We start from the raw sequence: 14,604 nt of genomic DNA, 5'->3' as shown, positions 1-14,604 counted from the left end.
TCGTTACAAAGGCTGCGCCCGGGCAAAGGCGGGTCAATCAGTTTTCAAGAAGGGCGGCGAGTTTCTTCCTTGCGTCCTCGTTCAGCCAGCCAGACCACTCATCACGGTTATTAGTCAGGAAATAAACGGCAGCTTCTTCGCCGGATGCATTGCTGGAATCCATCCATGCCAACAGTGCACTCATGGTATCCGTTTTGAATGTCATTTTGCTGAGCATCTCAGTTACTTCCGGTTCGCGATCTTTGAAATCGGTGGTAACAGAAGTAAGAACGGTTGCCGCCGGGAACTCGGATACACCGGGGTTTTCCGTGTCAGCTGTCTGATTCTTCTGGTGAACCTGTGGCTTGTATTCGCCCAGTTCCACTCGAGTCATATCATATTTTCCGAGAGGGACGGTCGGGCCCCAGTAATAACCAAACCAGGGCTCTTCGCTCTGGACGGCAGACGCCATTGATGAGGCCAGGGTCTCGCCAGAGCCGTGGTTGAAAACTTTGATCCCTGAGGCTTCGAGATCCAGCGCGCGCACCAGGTTGTCGTTGACGATCCGGCAACCCCAGCCATCGGGGCAGTTATTGAAACGGGCGCCAACCAGTTCAGGATTGTCCATGATGCCTTCGATGGTCTTGAGTTCAGGGTGTTTTTCTACCAGGTAAGTAGGGATCCACCAGCCTTCCACACCACCAGGATCAAGTACTTTGGCCAGTCGTTGAATCTTGCCTTCCTGCTCAAGACGCAGGTAAGCCTCGCCGGCGGAGTTCAGCCAGAGTTCAGTAACAATATCCGGCTCGCCGTTTTCAGCAACAGAGGTTACCGCGGGGACTGTATCGGAAGGTACAACCGATACGTCGCAGCCATAACCTTGTTCCATAATGAATTTTGCAACGTTGGTGACTACGGTGTTCGAGGCCCAGTTCATTTCAGTGATGGATACTTCGCCACAGTTGGCTTGGGCCATGGCAGGCACTGAGAGTGCACATAGCAGTGCAGCAGACGTAAGCTTTCGCATAAGTCTCTTCTCCGTTTTTAGGTTGGTGAATTCTGATAGAGCAATGTGTTGTCGTTTTTCTGAAGCTCGTTGCTTGGATATTAATTGACTGGCTAGTTGTTGTATTACTGCTGGAAAGTAACCGGAAAAGGTTCTTTGCAATGCGGTTTTCAGGCAATACGGGGAATAGGGCAAAACGACTCATCTCGGTTACTACGTAACTACAAGCATAAGGATCCTGAGCCCAGTTACAAGGCTTTAACGAAAATGCGTCATTTTTCAATACGTACCATCGGCGAAACCGAAAGGGATTATCGGTTGCTTGACGCAACTCTTTTTTCGGGTCAGTCTCTCGACTGTGTCTTACGCTGAGTAACCTTTTACTTTTCCGGAACGGAGCCTATAACAATGAAAATTTTTGAAACCAAAACCGCACCGAATCCCCGCCGAGTACGTATGTTCATGGCAGAGAAAGGGTTGCTTGAAAAAGCGGAATTTATCGAGATTGATCTGCAAAAAGGCGAGAACCTGACTCCGGAATACGTAGCACGTAATCCTATGAAAAAAGTGCCGGTCATGGAGCTGGACGACGGCACCTGTGTTGCCGAGACAATGGCAATCTGCCGATATTTTGAAGAGAGTTACCCGGATACGCCGACCCTTCTCGGCGATACGCCTTTGGAGAAAGCCCTGATTGAGCAGTGGGTCAGATGGATAGAGTTCTACTTCTTTTCGCCTACAGGCATGTGCTTCCAGCATACCAGCGGCTACTTCAAAGACAGAATGAATCCCATAAAGGAATGGGGTGAGGAGTGTGGTCAAAGTGTCAGAAAGTTTATGGCATTCCTCAATGATCAGCTTGCAGACAAGGAATACATTTGCTGTGATCGACTCACTGCTGCCGACATCAATGCTTTTACAACGGTAGCCTTCGCCCGAGTGGTAAATATCCGTATTCAGCCAGAGCAGACTCATCTACAGGCGTGGTACGACCGCATCAAGGTACGCCCGTCTGCACAGGCCTGAGCCATGTGTGTGGGTGAGTGGTAACTGAAATCAGTGTGCGCCGGCGAGCCTGGCGCTATACACTCTCCGATTCAGCGTGTCGTCAAAGGAAGTGGTATGGAACAAACATCTCTCGAATGTGCTCTGGATGCAATCGACAGGGCAAATCGCGCAGATCCCAATCAAGAGCTTGTGGCGGGCAAGTCTGTGCCCAGAGAATATGCCTACAGTCTGCATATGACCCGCTGGTTGAACGAATTGGAATCTTCGCCCTCCGAGCGGATGCAGATTGCCTGTCGGGCCCAGCATATCGAGCGTTGGAAAATGCCTCGCAGTGATTACCCTGAAGGGAGGAAATCCTATTACGAGTGGCGTCAGGCATGTGGGCGTATGCACGGGCGCAGAGCTGCTGAGATTATGGAAAGTTGTGGCTATCCAAAGTCCGAGTGTGAGCGGGTTGAAGTGATTCTGACCAAGCGGGAGTTGCGTAAAGACGCCGATACCCAGCTCCTGGAAGACGTTGCCTGTATGGTATTTCTGGAAAAATACTTCGCTCAGTTCTATGCCGATAATACCGAATATGATCGGGAGAAGTGGCTGAGGATTGTGCGCAGAACCTGGGGTAAAATGTCGCCCCGGGCCCATGAACGGGCGCAGGCGTTATCAACGAAGCTGCCCGGGCATTTGCAGTTGCTGATGCAGGAAGCTTTGGCGGATCCGGGCTGAGTCCGCCAAAATTCGGCCTTTGCGAAGTTTCGTTATGGCAGCTGAGGGAAGAACAGATCCTGAAGTTTCTCTCCGGGGTTTTCCGCTCGCATGAAGGACTCTCCGACCAGAAACCCGTAAATGCCGCGCCCGGTCATGGCTTCGACATCGGCACGTGTCATTATTCCGCTCTCAGTGATTGTCATGCGGTCGTTGCCTATGCGCTGATGCAGATCAAACGTGGTGTCGAGCGAAACGTCGAAGCTGTGCAGGTCGCGGTTGTTGATGCCGACCAGTTGTGTGGTAAGCGTCAGGGCGTCATCCATTTCTTCGCTATTGTGCACTTCCACCAGTACGTCCATCCCGGTTTCGTGTGCTATGCCCTCCAGTTCCTGCATCTGGTCTTTAGTGAGGCAGGCGGCGATCAGGAGTATGCAGTCAGCGCCGATGGTGCGGGCTTCGTAAACCTGATAGGGGGCAACCATGAAATCTTTGCGGATAACCGGCAGGCTACAGGCATTGCGGGCGGCGACCAGGTAGTCTTCGTGGCCCTGAAAGAAGTCGTGATCAGTGAGCACAGACAGGCAGGCTGCACCTCCCTGCTCGTAGCTTTCAGCGATCTCGTCCGGCACAAACGGATCGCGAATTATGCCTTTGCTGGGTGAGGCTTTCTTGATTTCAGCAATGACGGCGGGTGTGCCGGATTCAATGCGGCGGCGCAAAGCATCGGCGAAGCCCCTGGTCCCGGGCTGATCGCCGGCGCGGGCTTTGAGGTCCTCAAGGCTGGCGGATCGTTTGCGGGCGTCGATTTCTTCCCACTTCCGGTCGACGATTTTGCGCAGGATGGTTGGCGTTCTGTCGCTGTGTCTGCTCATTTCGGTTTTCCGGGCTTAAAAACAATGGGAGAAATCAGCCAGTTCGGCCAGTTTGCCAGCAGCCAGGCCGGAGCCCATAGCATCAAGCGCCATTTCCACACCTACTTTGGCGGTTGGAGCCAGACCGGCAATGTAGATGGCTGCGCCGGCGTTGAGAGCAATCAGATCCCGGGCTTTTTCAGCCATGTCATCGTGACCTCGCCCAAAGGCAGCCTTGATCAGATTCAGAGAGTCTTCGGCATTGTTTACAGACAGGCCTACAAGGCTCTGGCTTTTAATACCGAGGTCTTCCGGGGTGATGTCGTATTCGGTGATCTCGCCGTTTTTCAGTTCAGCTACATGGGTGGCGCTGGCCAGGCTGATTTCGTCGAGGCCATCGTTGGATGCGACTACCATGATGTGTTCAGAACCGAGTTTTTGCAGCACTTCTGCCATCGGGCGGCAGAGGGCTTTGCTGAATACCCCCAGTAGCTGGCGTTTAACACCAGCCGGGTTTGTCATGGGGCCGAGGATGTTGAACAGGGTTCGGCAGCCCATTTCCTTGCGCGGGCCGACAGCGTGCTTCATGGCACCGTGATGGGCCGGGGCAAACATGAAGCCGACACCAATCTGCTCTACACAGCGGGCGACCTGTTCCGGCGTCAGGTTGAGGTTGATGCCAGCCTGCTCAATCAGGTCGGCGCTGCCGCTTTTCGAAGAAACCGCACGGTTACCGTGTTTGGCTACAAAACCGCCCGCCGCTGCAACCACAAAAGCTGCGGCTGAAGAGACGTTGAACAGGTTGGAGCCATCGCCGCCAGTGCCCACTATGTCTACCAAAGGTTCTGCTTTGATATTCACGCCGGTGACCAGTTCGCGCATGACTTCCACTGCACCGGTGATTTCATCGACGGTTTCGCTTTTAGTGCGCAAGCCCATAAGCAGAGCGCCAATCTGGGCGTCTGTGGCTTCGCCGCTCATCACGATGCGCATGACTTGCTTCATTTCGTCCCGGGACATGTCGAGGTTGTCGGCTACCCGGTTCAGTGCGTCTTTCATGTTCATTGGATTTGCCTTTTTACTGGGTTCGCAGAAAGTTGCGCAGCAGTTCGTGACCCTCTTCGCTCATGATCGATTCCGGGTGGAACTGGACCCCTTCTATGGCCAGGGTCTTGTGGCGCACGCCCATGATCTCTTCTACGCTACCGTCACTGTTGCGAGTCCAGGCGGTCATTTCCAGGCATTCCGGCAGGCTGGACTGTTCGATTGCCAGGCTGTGGTAGCGGGTAGCCTGCAATGGATTGCTGAGGCCACGGAACACCCCGGTGTCGTTGTGAAAAACCGGGGAAACCTTACCGTGCATGACACGTCCGGCCCGAATGATGTTGCCGCCAAACACCTGACCTATGGCCTGATGGCCCAGGCAAATGCCGAGTATGGGTATCTTGCCGGCAAAGTGACGGATGACTTCCATGGACACTCCGGCTTCATTCGGTGTGCAGGGGCCAGGGGATATAACCAGCCTTTCCGGGTTCAGGGCTTCGATCTGTGCCACTGTGATTTCGTCGTTCCTGTGCACCTGTACATCGGCACCCAGTTCCGCGAGGTATTGCACCACGTTGTAGGTGAAGGAGTCGTAGTTGTCGATCATTAATAGCATGATAGTTCCCTCGCCTTAGTGGTCAAAGTCGTTGTAGGTCATGGCCACAGCACGGAAAATCGCGCGCCCCTTGTTCATGGTTTCTTCCCACTCAAGGCGAGGTACCGAGTCGGCGACGATGCCTGCACCGGCCTGGATGTGCAATGTATTGTCTTTGATCACTGCGGTGCGGATGGCAATGGCTGTGTCCATGTTGCCATTGAACGACAGGTAGCCGACTGCACCGCCGTAGACGCCACGTTTTACGGGTTCCAGTTCGTCGATGATCTCCATGGCCCGGGTTTTCGGAGCGCCGCTTAGTGTACCTGCAGGCAGAGTAGCCTTGAGTACGTCGAGACAGCTGGTGCCTTCTTTTACCCGGCCAGTCACGTTGGACACTATGTGCATCACGTGGGAGTAGCGTTCTACCGCCATTTTTTCTGTCAGTCGCACTGTGCCTGTTTCCGACACGCGTCCCACATCGTTGCGGCCCAGATCAATCAGCATCAGGTGCTCAGCGATCTCTTTCGGGTCGGCCAGCAGTTCGGCTTCCAGCGCTCTGTCTTCTGCGTCGGTAGCGCCGCGTTTGCGGGTGCCGGCGATGGGGCGAACGGTTACTTCGCGATCTTCCATGCGCGCCAGGATTTCCGGCGACGAACCGACAATATGGAAGTCGTCCAGGTCCAGGAAGTACATGTATGGTGAAGGATTAAGCACTCTGAGTGACCGGTACAGGTTCAGAGGGGGGGCTTCAAACGGGATGGACATGCGCTGTGATATGACGGTTTGCATCACATCGCCGTCCAGCACATAGTCTTTGATTGTGTTGACCGCCGCTTCGAATTTTTCCTGGCTGAAGCCAGAAACAAACTCGCTTTCATCCACCGTCTTACCACGCAGGTGCGCAGGTGTTTCCGGGGTGTTTGCCGTTTGCCGGTGGAGCTTCTGCTCAAGCTCATCAAGTCTTGACTGAGCCCGTTCGTAGCCACCTTCGTCCGCTGGGTCTACGTGCACAATCAGGTGCAGCTTGCCACGCAGATTGTCGAACACCACCAGTTCGCTGGACACCATCAATAATATGTCGGGTGTGCCGATACGGTCTGGAGGACAACTGCTCGCCAGGCGCTTCTCGATATAGCGCACTGTGTCGTATCCGAAGTAGCCAACAAGACCACCGTTGAAGCGTGGAAGTTCCTCCAGGTCGGGAGCGTTGAAGCGTTCCTGATAGCTGGCAACAAAGGCCAGGGGATCATCCACGTCTGCACTTTCCAGCAATTCGCCCTCGCGGCCCAGATGTTCACCATGCCGACGAATTTCTATGTGGTGATCAAAGACCTTCAGAACTTCCTGGCTCGGCAGCCCTATGATGGAGTAACGGCCCCATTTTTCGCCACCCTGTACAGATTCAAACAGATAGGAATATGGGCCACTGGCGAGCTTGAGATACGTACTCAGGGGCGTGTCCATATCCGCAAGAACTTCTCGGTACACGGGGATACGGTTAAAGCCAGCCTGTGCGAGCTTATGGAATTGTTCGGGAGTCATGGTCGGTTTTCCTGAAATCTGATCTGCGTTCGAGCAGGCCTCTGGCGATACTGCCGGCCTGTCGGGTGGTGGCATCAAACGGGCAATCGCTCGCTATCCGCCGGGCCGAGTGTTTTCAGCCGGTACGCCATCGCCACCATCGTGTTGCGCGGGTTGTCAGGATGCCACGCGCTGCAGTCAGATTCAGTCCCTGCACGGCAGGAATCTCCCGAATTGATAAGAATGAATGTCCAAGACCTGAGAGGTTACAAAAGCTCGCTCAGGGAATCAACTACGGCGTCTGCACCCAGTGTCTGTACTGAACGGCCAAAATTGTAGCCGTAAGTGACTGCAACGCAGGGAATGCCGGCCGACTGGGCGGCGCCGACGTCTGCAGCCGAATCGCCTATCATTACAGTGGTTCCTCTGCTGCCCTGGAGGGTATCCATGGCGTAGAGCAGCGGGGCCGGGTCCGGTTTTTTGGTGCTCAGCGTATCGCCGCCGACCACCAGCATGAAATAGTGCTCCAGCCCCAGCTGCTTCAACAGCGGGGCCACAAACTGTTCCGGTTTATTGGTTACGACAGCCATGCGACAGCCACGCGTACTCAAGGTTTCAAGGCAGATTTCAACACCGGGATAGACCGCAGCGTGCCGGCCGTTCGATTGCCGGTAGTTGTTGAAAAATAATGTCATTGCATCGCTGAACAGAGCGTCGTCTGCTGCGCTTGCAGGCTCCCAGTCAACTTTTCCGGCCAAAGCGCGCCGCATGAGTATCGGAGAGCCATGCCCCACCCATTGCCGGACCTGTTCTATACCTGCCGGTTTGCGCCCTAGTTGTTCGAGGGTGCAATCAACTGCCGCGGCCAGATCCGGAGCGCTGTCTACCAGGGTGCCATCGAGATCAAACAGTGCGACCCCGGGCCAGCGGTCATTAAACAGGCCTGCGAGGCTCATTGGCCGCCCATTGCCATGCGGGCCTGTTCCAGTTCCTGGCGCATGGTATCGATAGTGGCTTTATAATCTTCTGTATTGAAAATAGCCGAGCCTGCGACAAAAGTGTCTGCGCCGGCTTCAGCGATTTCGCGGATGTTGTCGGTTTTTACGCCACCGTCAATTTCCAGGCGAATGTTGTAGTTGCTGGCATCAATGCGTTTACGGGCTTCCCGTAGCTTGTCCAGAGTGCCAGGAATGAACTTCTGACCACCAAAGCCGGGGTTGACCGACATCAACAGCACCATATCGAGCTTGTCCATCACATGATTCATATAGTGCAGGGAGGTAGCCGGATTGAACACCAGGCCTGCTTTGCAGCCGCCTTCACGAATCAGTTGCAGGGATCGGTCGATATGCAGGGATGCCTCCGGGTGGAAAGTGATGTAGCTGGCGCCGGCATCAATAAACATGCGAATCAGGTCGTCTACCGGCGATACCATCAGATGTACGTCTATGGGAGCAGTAACGCCATGCTTGCGCAGCGCTTCGCAAACCATCGGCCCGATAGTCAGGTTGGGCACATAGTGGTTGTCCATAACGTCGAAATGCACCACGTCTGCGCCTGCACTCAGCACGTTATCCACCTCTTCACCCAGGCGGGCAAAATCAGCAGACAGGATAGATGGGGCAATCAGATAAGGATTCATCACAGTTCTCGCAAACAATTGGCAGCCATTGATAATAATGACAGTCTAACAGCTCAAGAGATCTTTTTCGTAGCCAGGAGGCAGGAACTGTGCGCCGATTCAGAACAATAAAGCGAAACTGTGGAAGCGGATACATATACAGTTGCATGCTGGCTGTAATGCTCGCCGGCAGCTGGATGCCCGCATTTGCACAGGAACAGGGGGGTTCCGGCCTTCCCGGTCAACTGCCGGCCGGTGAAGTCCGCGGGGTTGTGTCTTCGGGTCTGGGGGAGTGGGGGCTGAGCCAGAGGTTTCCTGACGCTGCACTCTGGCTCGATCTTGAGGGGGGCGCGCGGACGCTGGCGCTTTTCTGGCCCGAGGCCGGGCTCCCCGCAAGGGGTGCTCTTATTATCCTGGCGGATGAGGGTGAGAACGCTGGCTCGGGGTTGGCAGGAGCTCTGGCTCATGAACTGGTGCGCCGAAAATTTGCGGTACTTACTCTTGGTCTCGAAGCTCCGGAGCCGGCTCTCGAAAAGGTGCTGGAACGTTCGCGGTCGGCATCTGAAGCCAGCCCTGATGCGTCCAGTCCGACGACGATCGATGTCATTGAATCAGAGGTCGTGGACCGGCCAGAGGCGGCATACAGGGCGCACATTCTCGAAGAAATTGTGGCCGGTGCCGCGGAACTTGAAAAACGTGAGTACGAATTGGTAGCCGTAGTTGGCATAGGGCGAGGCAGTAATCATGTTGTGTCTTTCGCAGCTGGCCTGGAAGCATCTCCGGCTCTGATCTGGGTGGACCCGAATTTCTACCCTCGTGATGCTGCCCGGTTGGCAGAGGTTCTGGGAAAGGCATCCGTCCCACGCATTCTGGAGCTTTCAGGCTCTGATGACGGAGGGCAGCGCAAGGCGAGCCTGGGGAGGGCCAGGGTGGAAGGATTCAGTTTTCAGTCTGTAGGAGCGGGTACTGAGTTTTCGCCCCAGGATGGCAAGGCTATCGCCGGCCGGATTTCTGACTGGCTCAAACCCCAGTAGTTTTTTCCACCGGCTATTGATGCCGCTTGATCAGCTCCCATGCCTGCTGGTAACGCAAAAGACGCTCTTTGGCCAGAGCCTGTTCTTTTACGCTGAGTCGTTGCTGCACGAGCTTGTCCGGATGGCACTCGGACACCTTTCTCCGGTATGCACGTTTGATCGTCGCTAAAGGGTCCCGGCGCGTGACTCCAAGCAGGGCACATGCCTGCTCCAGCGTCACCGGCTTTGAAGACTCATCGCGGACATTACCCCACATACGGATGGCGTAGCTATCGAATATATCTTCGCTGATGGTGACTGGCAGGCCAATCTGATCAATGGCATCTTCGCATCGATAACGGAGCGGCTTGAGGGGTCTGCCTCTGAGCTGTGCTGCGTGGCACAGGCATATGGCCACCTTCAGGGCCGGGGCGGGCCGGATGCGGTGGCTGAGCCTCAGTGTGAGTCCGCTGAATGCAGGAAGTGTTGCTGATGTTTTGCCTTTCTGGAAGCTGCGGATTGCCTTGTGCCTTTGCCGTTTTGATAACGCCAGCGCTGCAATAAGGCTTTCAGCAAAACGTATATCTTGCTCGGATACCCGCCCGTCCGCTTTGGCAATATAGCCAAGAAAGAAAAACAGAGGGTGCCGGCACCAGCGGGGCAGACTGGTTTGGCCAATCAGTTTTTGTGCCTGGTGATCGGCGGCCGACAACTGCTCCATCAGCCCAGAGAATGCGGCCTCCATTCGTGGCGGCAGGGCCGGTTGTGCTGAATCAGTCGACATTGCACTAAGGCTCCCGGGCAGCCAGTTGCTGATCTAACGCCCGCAATCGCTCCGGCGTTCCCACGTCAATCCAAACGCCCCTGTGGTGCAGTCCGGCTACACGGCCTTTGTCCATAGCGGTCCGCAAAACCGGCCCGAGCTTTCCTGCCTGGTCTGTCAGGCCGTCAAACAAGCGGCGGTGTAGAAGGCTTATACCCGTGAACGTCAGCATCTCGCCGCGCTTTTCGACACACTCCTGGGATAGCATTCCGTCATCGCTCAGGCAAAAATCGCCTTTACGGTGGTGTGGGGGGTTATCCGCCATCACGAGAATTGCGTCCAGTGCGTGTTGTTCAGCAGATGTTGGTGGTTGCAGTCGGGCCAGGTCGAAATCGGCCCATATATCGCCGTTTATCACCACAAACCAATCCTGGTCAGCAGAGGCGAGCAACGGCAGGGCACGAACAATGCCGCCGGCGGTTTCAAGGGGGTCGCCCTCACGTGAGTAGTGCAGTGAGAGGCCAAAACGTTGTCCGTCGCCCAGGGTATATTCGATCTGTTCCCCAAGCCAGGCGTGATTGATAATGATATCCCGGAAGCCTGCATGCTGGAGGCGCTCCAGATGATATTCAATCAGCGGTTTCCCGCCTGCACCGAGCAAGGGCTTGGGGGTGGTGAGAGTCAGTGGCCGCATGCGCTCACCTTTACCTGCGGCAAGAATCATCGCTTTCACTCTGTCAGTTGCTCCTGATCCGGAAGAGGGCCTATCAGCTCTTCCATTCTGGGAACGACTGTGTCGGTTAGCCAGGCATGAAAGTGTCGTAGTACAGGCTGCTGTTTGCTGGCGTTAAGGAGATAGCCCAGTGTACGCGGAATGTCTTCCAGATAGCCTGGTTTTCCGTCGCGCATGGCCAGCCTCGCAAAAATTCCTGCAGCCTTGAGGTGACGTTGCATCCCCATCAACTCAAACCATTGGCGGAACGTATCGCTATCGGCGCGGTGCAGGCCTGCTGCCAGGGTTTTTTCGCGGAAGCTCTCCAGCCATTTGCATATCTGCTCTTCTGGCCATTGAATGTAGCAATCCTTGAGCAAGGAAACAGCATCGTAGGTAATTGGTCCGATTACTGCGTCCTGAAAGTCAATCACGCCGGGCCGGCTGCTATGCTCCCGTACCAGCAGATTCCGAGAGTGATAATCCCGGTGCACGGTCACTTCTGGCTGGGCCAGAGCGCTCTCCCGGAGCAGAGCGAACGTGGTATCGAGCATGGATTTTTCGATGTTGTTCAATTCCAGTCCCAGGTAGCCTTCGAGCAGCCAGTCCCGGAACAGGGCCATTTCACGGTTCAGCAAGGCTGCGTCATAGGCTGGCAACGGGTAGTCAGGCATCGCTGGCAACTGCTGGATAAGAAGCAGTTCGTCCAGTGCTCTCCGGTACAGCGTATCTGCAGTATGAGGGGTTAGTTGCCCGAGCATCAGCTGATCCCCGAAATCTTCCAGCAACAGAAAGCCGCGTACAGGGTCGACCTCGTAAATCTGCGGAACAGAAATCCCTGCCTGGTGCCAGTGGCGGCCTATGCTGACAAAAGGCCTGCAGTCCTCCTGATCCGGAGGCGAGTCCATGGCGATGAAGGTTACAACATTGCCATTAGCGCCTGTTTTGCAGACTCGAAAGTAGCGCCGGAAACTGGCGTCGCCGGAAACCGGTTGGACGTCGGTGCTTTCAAAGCCGGGAAGCTGTCTGATCCAGGCTGTCAGCATTTGCAGGCGGTTATCCATAACTTGGTCGATCATCCTGAAGCTAAAGAGTGTATTAATAGTAAGCGTTTGTGAGCCTTGATTTGAATTAATATCAGGGGCTCTTTATATAGGCTCTTCAGCAAGGAGTATAAAGAGGCTAAAACGGTTTTGCAGCGGAGTTTCGTATATCCGGGGCCGTTTCCGTTAACAAGCCTTTGGGGCACGTGTAAACTAGGCCGCTGACATCAGGGTCTTCATGCTTCGTTGCCCTGGCCACACTCTTCCATGCACCCCGAACAGGAACCTTGCTATCGTGCCAATGTCCGACAGCCATCTGCAAGCGCAGAAAGGCACGCTGCAGCGCCGGTTTGTGTGCCTGCTTGCCGGATTTTCCCTGATGGCGGGTACCGGCCTGGCGGCTGGCGAAGATGCACCATCGGCCGCCGAGCTCGACTGGCGCCCGAAAAACCAGCTCCCCGATTCCGTCAGGAATTCGCTGCCTGTGTTTTGTAGTGGGGGATACCTGCCGTCAGGCGCCGGAGGAGATGGTCCGGGAGTGTTTGCAGAAGAGTCCGGGGACGCGGCGCCGTTGCGGGCAAGCGGTCTGGATGCCCGTTATGAAATCGACCAGGAGCTTTACCTTGAGGGTGATGTCCGGTTGAACCAGGGCAGTTTTCAGGTGACTGGCTCAGAGGCACGCTATAGCCAACGCACGGGCGAGGTATCGATTCAGGGCCCTCTGGTCAGCCGGGGCGAAGGCTTTCTGTTAACCGGTGATCGCGCAGAATACAGCGTCGACTCAGGACGGCTCGATATCAATACCGCAACCTTCCTGCTGCATGGGCCGGAAATGCGAGGCCGTGCTGCCAGCCTTTCACGGGTGGATAATTCCCGGGTAGAAATTCGTGACGGCATGCTAACCACGTGTGGTCCCTACCAGAACGACTGGGCTATTGTGGCTTCTGATATCGAACTGGATCAGGCGGAAGGCTTCGGAACAGCGAAGCATGTTCGTCTGGAAGTTCTGGATGTTCCGGTGTTTTACTGGCCTTATGCCAGTTTTCCCATTGATGACCGTCGTAAAAGTGGCTTTCTTTATCCGCAGTTCGGGTCTTCCAGTGCGGGTAGTGGAGCATTTCTTGCCGTTCCCTATTATCTGAATCTGGCTCCACACTACGATGCCACCATTACGCCTCAATACATTCATGGTCGCGGCCTTTTTAACGAAGTTGAAGGACGTTATCTGAGCAGTCTGGGGCAGTCGACCCTGCAACTGGGTTATATAGACAATGACTCCGCCTACGCAGATGATAATCCGGGTGAGTCTGGCCAGCGCTGGGCCCTGGATGCGTCTACCCGCGCTGATTTTGGCGGTGGCTGGAATGGCTATGGTGATTTTTCGGTTGTCAGTGATAACGACTACCTCAGCGATCTGAACCGGAGTCTGGAAATCAGTCAGGCAACGCATTTGCAGCGTAAAGGTGGTGTGACTTATCAAGGGACTAACCAGGCCCTGGATATATATATCAATGACTATCAGACCATCAGTGATGATATCGATCAGGAAGACCGGCCCTACGCCCAGTTACCAGAGGTGGTTTATACCGGATCAACCAAAGCGGGCTGGCTGGAGGCCGGTCTGGAAAGCGAATATTCCTGGTTCTATCGTGATAACGACTCACTGACCGGGCTCGACAAGGCCAATGGCCAGCGTTTCCGTGCCCGCCCTGAGCTGGCACTGCCCATGAATGCGCTCTGGGGCTTCAGTCGTCCGTCGGTCAGTCTGGATTACACGCGTTATGAATTGGACGATTACACCGCCGGAGACAGCGGGTTTGATCGCACTGCTCCGGTATTCGAGTGGGATAATGGTTTGTATTTTGACCGCCAGTCGAGCCTGTTTGATGTGCCTTACAATCAAACGTTCGAACCCCGGCTTTATTACGCCTGGGCTGATGCAGAGGCGGATCAGGACTACATACCAGCGTTTGATACAGCTCTGCAGTCGTTCTATTTTGAGCAGCTGTTCCAGCCGGACCGGTTTGTCGGTGGTGACCGGGTGGGTGATGCAAACCAGCTGACCGTGGCACTGACAAGCCGGTTCAATGATCTGGTTACTGGCGCGGAACGAGCCCGCTTCAGTGTTGGCCAGGTTCAGTATTTCGACGATCGCGAGGTAACTCTTTTTGGCGATGGTGGTGGTACCGGCAGCCGTTCAGCGCTCGCCGGCGAAGTGGTGCTGAACCCTCTGGACAATCTGCAAATCCGGTCTTCCGGACTCTGGGATCCCGACACCGGGGATACCGAAGAGGGTCGGAGTCAGTTGATTTTCCACTCGAAGGATTACCGGTATCTGGCGAGTGTTGGTCATACTTATAGCAGGGACGAGCTGGAACAGTCGGATATTGCGGCGGTTATTCCGGCTACAGACCGTGTTAGTCTGATCGGCCGCTGGGTATATGATTCGGATCTGGATCGCACGGTCGGCTCTCTTGCCGGAATTGAGTACAACAACTGCTGCTGGAGCGTTCAGGTGGTTCATCAGAACTATCTGACCAGTGATGAGGAGCTGGACAGCCGGTTGTTGTTCCAGATTCAGCTCAAAGGTCTTGGTGGCAGTGGCGGCTCTTCCGCCTCGATCTCCGAGGCCATTTACGGCTTTGATGAGCGCGAACAGCGTCGTTTCGGAACCCCCTGACGGCACCTGTGCCATTCAGGTACCCTGACGACAGGTTACTATTTTCATTAAGAGGTGATT

The 14,604-nt window shown here is 55.2% G+C and carries 14 protein-coding genes; 4 read left to right on the top strand and 10 right to left on the bottom strand.

The window, feature by feature from the left end; genetic code table 11:
• Positions 1–37: 37 nt before the first annotated feature.
• Positions 38–1,006: an ABC transporter substrate-binding protein gene (locus DS878_RS13035; RefSeq protein WP_113816357.1), complete on the bottom strand. Its 969-nt coding sequence runs from the start codon at positions 1,004–1,006 to the stop codon at positions 38–40.
• A gap of 387 nt (positions 1,007–1,393) precedes the next feature.
• Here DS878_RS13035 and DS878_RS13030 point away from each other — a divergent pair, with 387 nt between their 5' ends.
• Together DS878_RS13030 and DS878_RS13025 are read left to right on the top strand one after the other, a co-directional pair.
• The gene (locus tag DS878_RS13030; protein WP_113816356.1) at positions 1,394–2,011 is read left to right on the top strand and encodes a glutathione S-transferase family protein; all 618 of its coding nucleotides are present in this window, start codon (positions 1,394–1,396) and stop codon (positions 2,009–2,011) included.
• 96 nt (positions 2,012–2,107) lie between these two features.
• On the top strand, positions 2,108–2,716 hold the full coding sequence (locus DS878_RS13025) for a DUF4202 domain-containing protein (RefSeq protein ID WP_113816355.1): 609 nt from the start codon (positions 2,108–2,110) through the stop codon (positions 2,714–2,716).
• 32 nt (positions 2,717–2,748) lie between these two features.
• Here the strand turns inward: DS878_RS13025 and trpC are convergent, their stop codons facing one another.
• From trpC to rpe, 6 genes are all read right to left on the bottom strand, one after another.
• Entirely contained in the window at positions 2,749–3,570 is an 822-nt protein-coding gene (gene trpC, locus DS878_RS13020; protein WP_113816354.1) for an indole-3-glycerol phosphate synthase TrpC, read from the bottom strand.
• Positions 3,571–3,585: 15 nt separating this feature from the next.
• Entirely contained in the window at positions 3,586–4,614 is a 1,029-nt protein-coding gene (trpD, locus tag DS878_RS13015; RefSeq protein WP_113816353.1) for an anthranilate phosphoribosyltransferase, read from the bottom strand.
• A gap of 13 nt (positions 4,615–4,627) precedes the next feature.
• Positions 4,628–5,209 carry an anthranilate synthase component II gene (locus tag DS878_RS13010; RefSeq protein ID WP_113816352.1) on the bottom strand — a complete coding sequence of 194 codons (582 nt, stop codon included), beginning with the start codon at positions 5,207–5,209 and terminating at the stop codon, positions 4,628–4,630.
• A 15-nt stretch (positions 5,210–5,224) separates the two neighbouring features.
• Entirely contained in the window at positions 5,225–6,733 is a 1,509-nt protein-coding gene (trpE, locus tag DS878_RS13005) for an anthranilate synthase component I (protein WP_113816351.1), read from the bottom strand.
• 245 nt (positions 6,734–6,978) lie between these two features.
• Complete coding sequence (locus tag DS878_RS13000) at positions 6,979–7,668, bottom strand: phosphoglycolate phosphatase (RefSeq protein ID WP_113816350.1); 690 nt, start codon at positions 7,666–7,668, stop codon at positions 6,979–6,981.
• Positions 7,665–8,354 carry a ribulose-phosphate 3-epimerase gene (gene rpe / locus DS878_RS12995; RefSeq protein ID WP_113816349.1) on the bottom strand — a complete coding sequence of 230 codons (690 nt, stop codon included), beginning with the start codon at positions 8,352–8,354 and terminating at the stop codon, positions 7,665–7,667. The genes DS878_RS13000 and rpe overlap by 4 nt, the downstream gene beginning before the upstream one ends.
• Positions 8,355–8,530: 176 nt before the next feature.
• Here rpe and DS878_RS12990 point away from each other — a divergent pair, with 176 nt between their 5' ends.
• Positions 8,531–9,367 (top strand): DUF3530 family protein, encoded by an 837-nt coding sequence (locus DS878_RS12990; protein ID WP_187298791.1) that lies wholly within the window; start codon positions 8,531–8,533, stop codon positions 9,365–9,367.
• Between the two features lie 13 nt (positions 9,368–9,380).
• Here the strand turns inward: DS878_RS12990 and DS878_RS12985 are convergent, their stop codons facing one another.
• Genes DS878_RS12985 through DS878_RS12975 form a run of 3 tightly spaced genes read right to left on the bottom strand, consistent with a single transcriptional unit; the run spans position 9,381 to position 11,885 of the window.
• Positions 9,381–10,130: a molecular chaperone DjlA gene (locus tag DS878_RS12985; RefSeq protein WP_113816347.1), complete on the bottom strand. Its 750-nt coding sequence runs from the start codon at positions 10,128–10,130 to the stop codon at positions 9,381–9,383.
• Between the two features lie 4 nt (positions 10,131–10,134).
• Complete coding sequence (murU, locus tag DS878_RS12980; protein WP_113816346.1) at positions 10,135–10,842, bottom strand: N-acetylmuramate alpha-1-phosphate uridylyltransferase MurU; 708 nt, start codon at positions 10,840–10,842, stop codon at positions 10,135–10,137.
• A complete protein-coding gene (locus DS878_RS12975; protein WP_113816345.1) occupies positions 10,839–11,885 on the bottom strand; it encodes an aminoglycoside phosphotransferase family protein in 1,047 nt (348 codons plus the stop codon). Before DS878_RS12975 ends, murU begins: the two co-directional genes overlap by 4 nt.
• 358 nt (positions 11,886–12,243) lie before the next feature.
• Here DS878_RS12975 and DS878_RS12970 point away from each other — a divergent pair, with 358 nt between their 5' ends.
• A complete protein-coding gene (locus DS878_RS12970; protein ID WP_261977903.1) occupies positions 12,244–14,544 on the top strand; it encodes an LPS-assembly protein LptD in 2,301 nt (766 codons plus the stop codon).
• The last annotated feature ends 60 nt before the right edge of the window (positions 14,545–14,604 follow it).

This window comes from Marinobacter sp. F3R11, from assembly GCF_003318275.1.
Classification (GTDB): Bacteria; Pseudomonadota; Gammaproteobacteria; order Pseudomonadales; family Oleiphilaceae; genus Marinobacter.
Note: the sequence above shows the minus strand (reverse complement) of the source record. Positions and strands in the feature narration are given on the sequence as shown.

What these genes read in the sequence shown, in the direction of transcription:
- DS878_RS13035 (WP_113816357.1), bottom strand. Translation starts at nt 1,006, where the DNA reads ATGCGAAAGCTTACGTCTGCTGCACTGCTATGTGCACTCTCAGTGCCT.
- DS878_RS13030 (WP_113816356.1), top strand. Translation starts at nt 1,394, where the DNA reads ATGAAAATTTTTGAAACCAAAACCGCACCGAATCCCCGCCGAGTACGT.
- DS878_RS13025 (WP_113816355.1), top strand. Translation starts at nt 2,108, where the DNA reads ATGGAACAAACATCTCTCGAATGTGCTCTGGATGCAATCGACAGGGCA.
- trpC (WP_113816354.1), bottom strand. Translation starts at nt 3,570, where the DNA reads ATGAGCAGACACAGCGACAGAACGCCAACCATCCTGCGCAAAATCGTC.
- trpD (WP_113816353.1), bottom strand. Translation starts at nt 4,614, where the DNA reads ATGAACATGAAAGACGCACTGAACCGGGTAGCCGACAACCTCGACATG.
- DS878_RS13010 (WP_113816352.1), bottom strand. Translation starts at nt 5,209, where the DNA reads ATGCTATTAATGATCGACAACTACGACTCCTTCACCTACAACGTGGTG.
- trpE (WP_113816351.1), bottom strand. Translation starts at nt 6,733, where the DNA reads ATGACTCCCGAACAATTCCATAAGCTCGCACAGGCTGGCTTTAACCGT.
- DS878_RS13000 (WP_113816350.1), bottom strand. Translation starts at nt 7,668, where the DNA reads ATGAGCCTCGCAGGCCTGTTTAATGACCGCTGGCCCGGGGTCGCACTG.
- rpe (WP_113816349.1), bottom strand. Translation starts at nt 8,354, where the DNA reads ATGAATCCTTATCTGATTGCCCCATCTATCCTGTCTGCTGATTTTGCC.
- DS878_RS12990 (WP_187298791.1), top strand. Translation starts at nt 8,531, where the DNA reads ATGCCCGCATTTGCACAGGAACAGGGGGGTTCCGGCCTTCCCGGTCAA.
- DS878_RS12985 (WP_113816347.1), bottom strand. Translation starts at nt 10,130, where the DNA reads ATGTCGACTGATTCAGCACAACCGGCCCTGCCGCCACGAATGGAGGCC.
- DS878_RS12975 (WP_113816345.1), bottom strand. Translation starts at nt 11,885, where the DNA reads ATGGATAACCGCCTGCAAATGCTGACAGCCTGGATCAGACAGCTTCCC.
- DS878_RS12970 (WP_261977903.1), top strand. Translation starts at nt 12,244, where the DNA reads ATGGCGGGTACCGGCCTGGCGGCTGGCGAAGATGCACCATCGGCCGCC.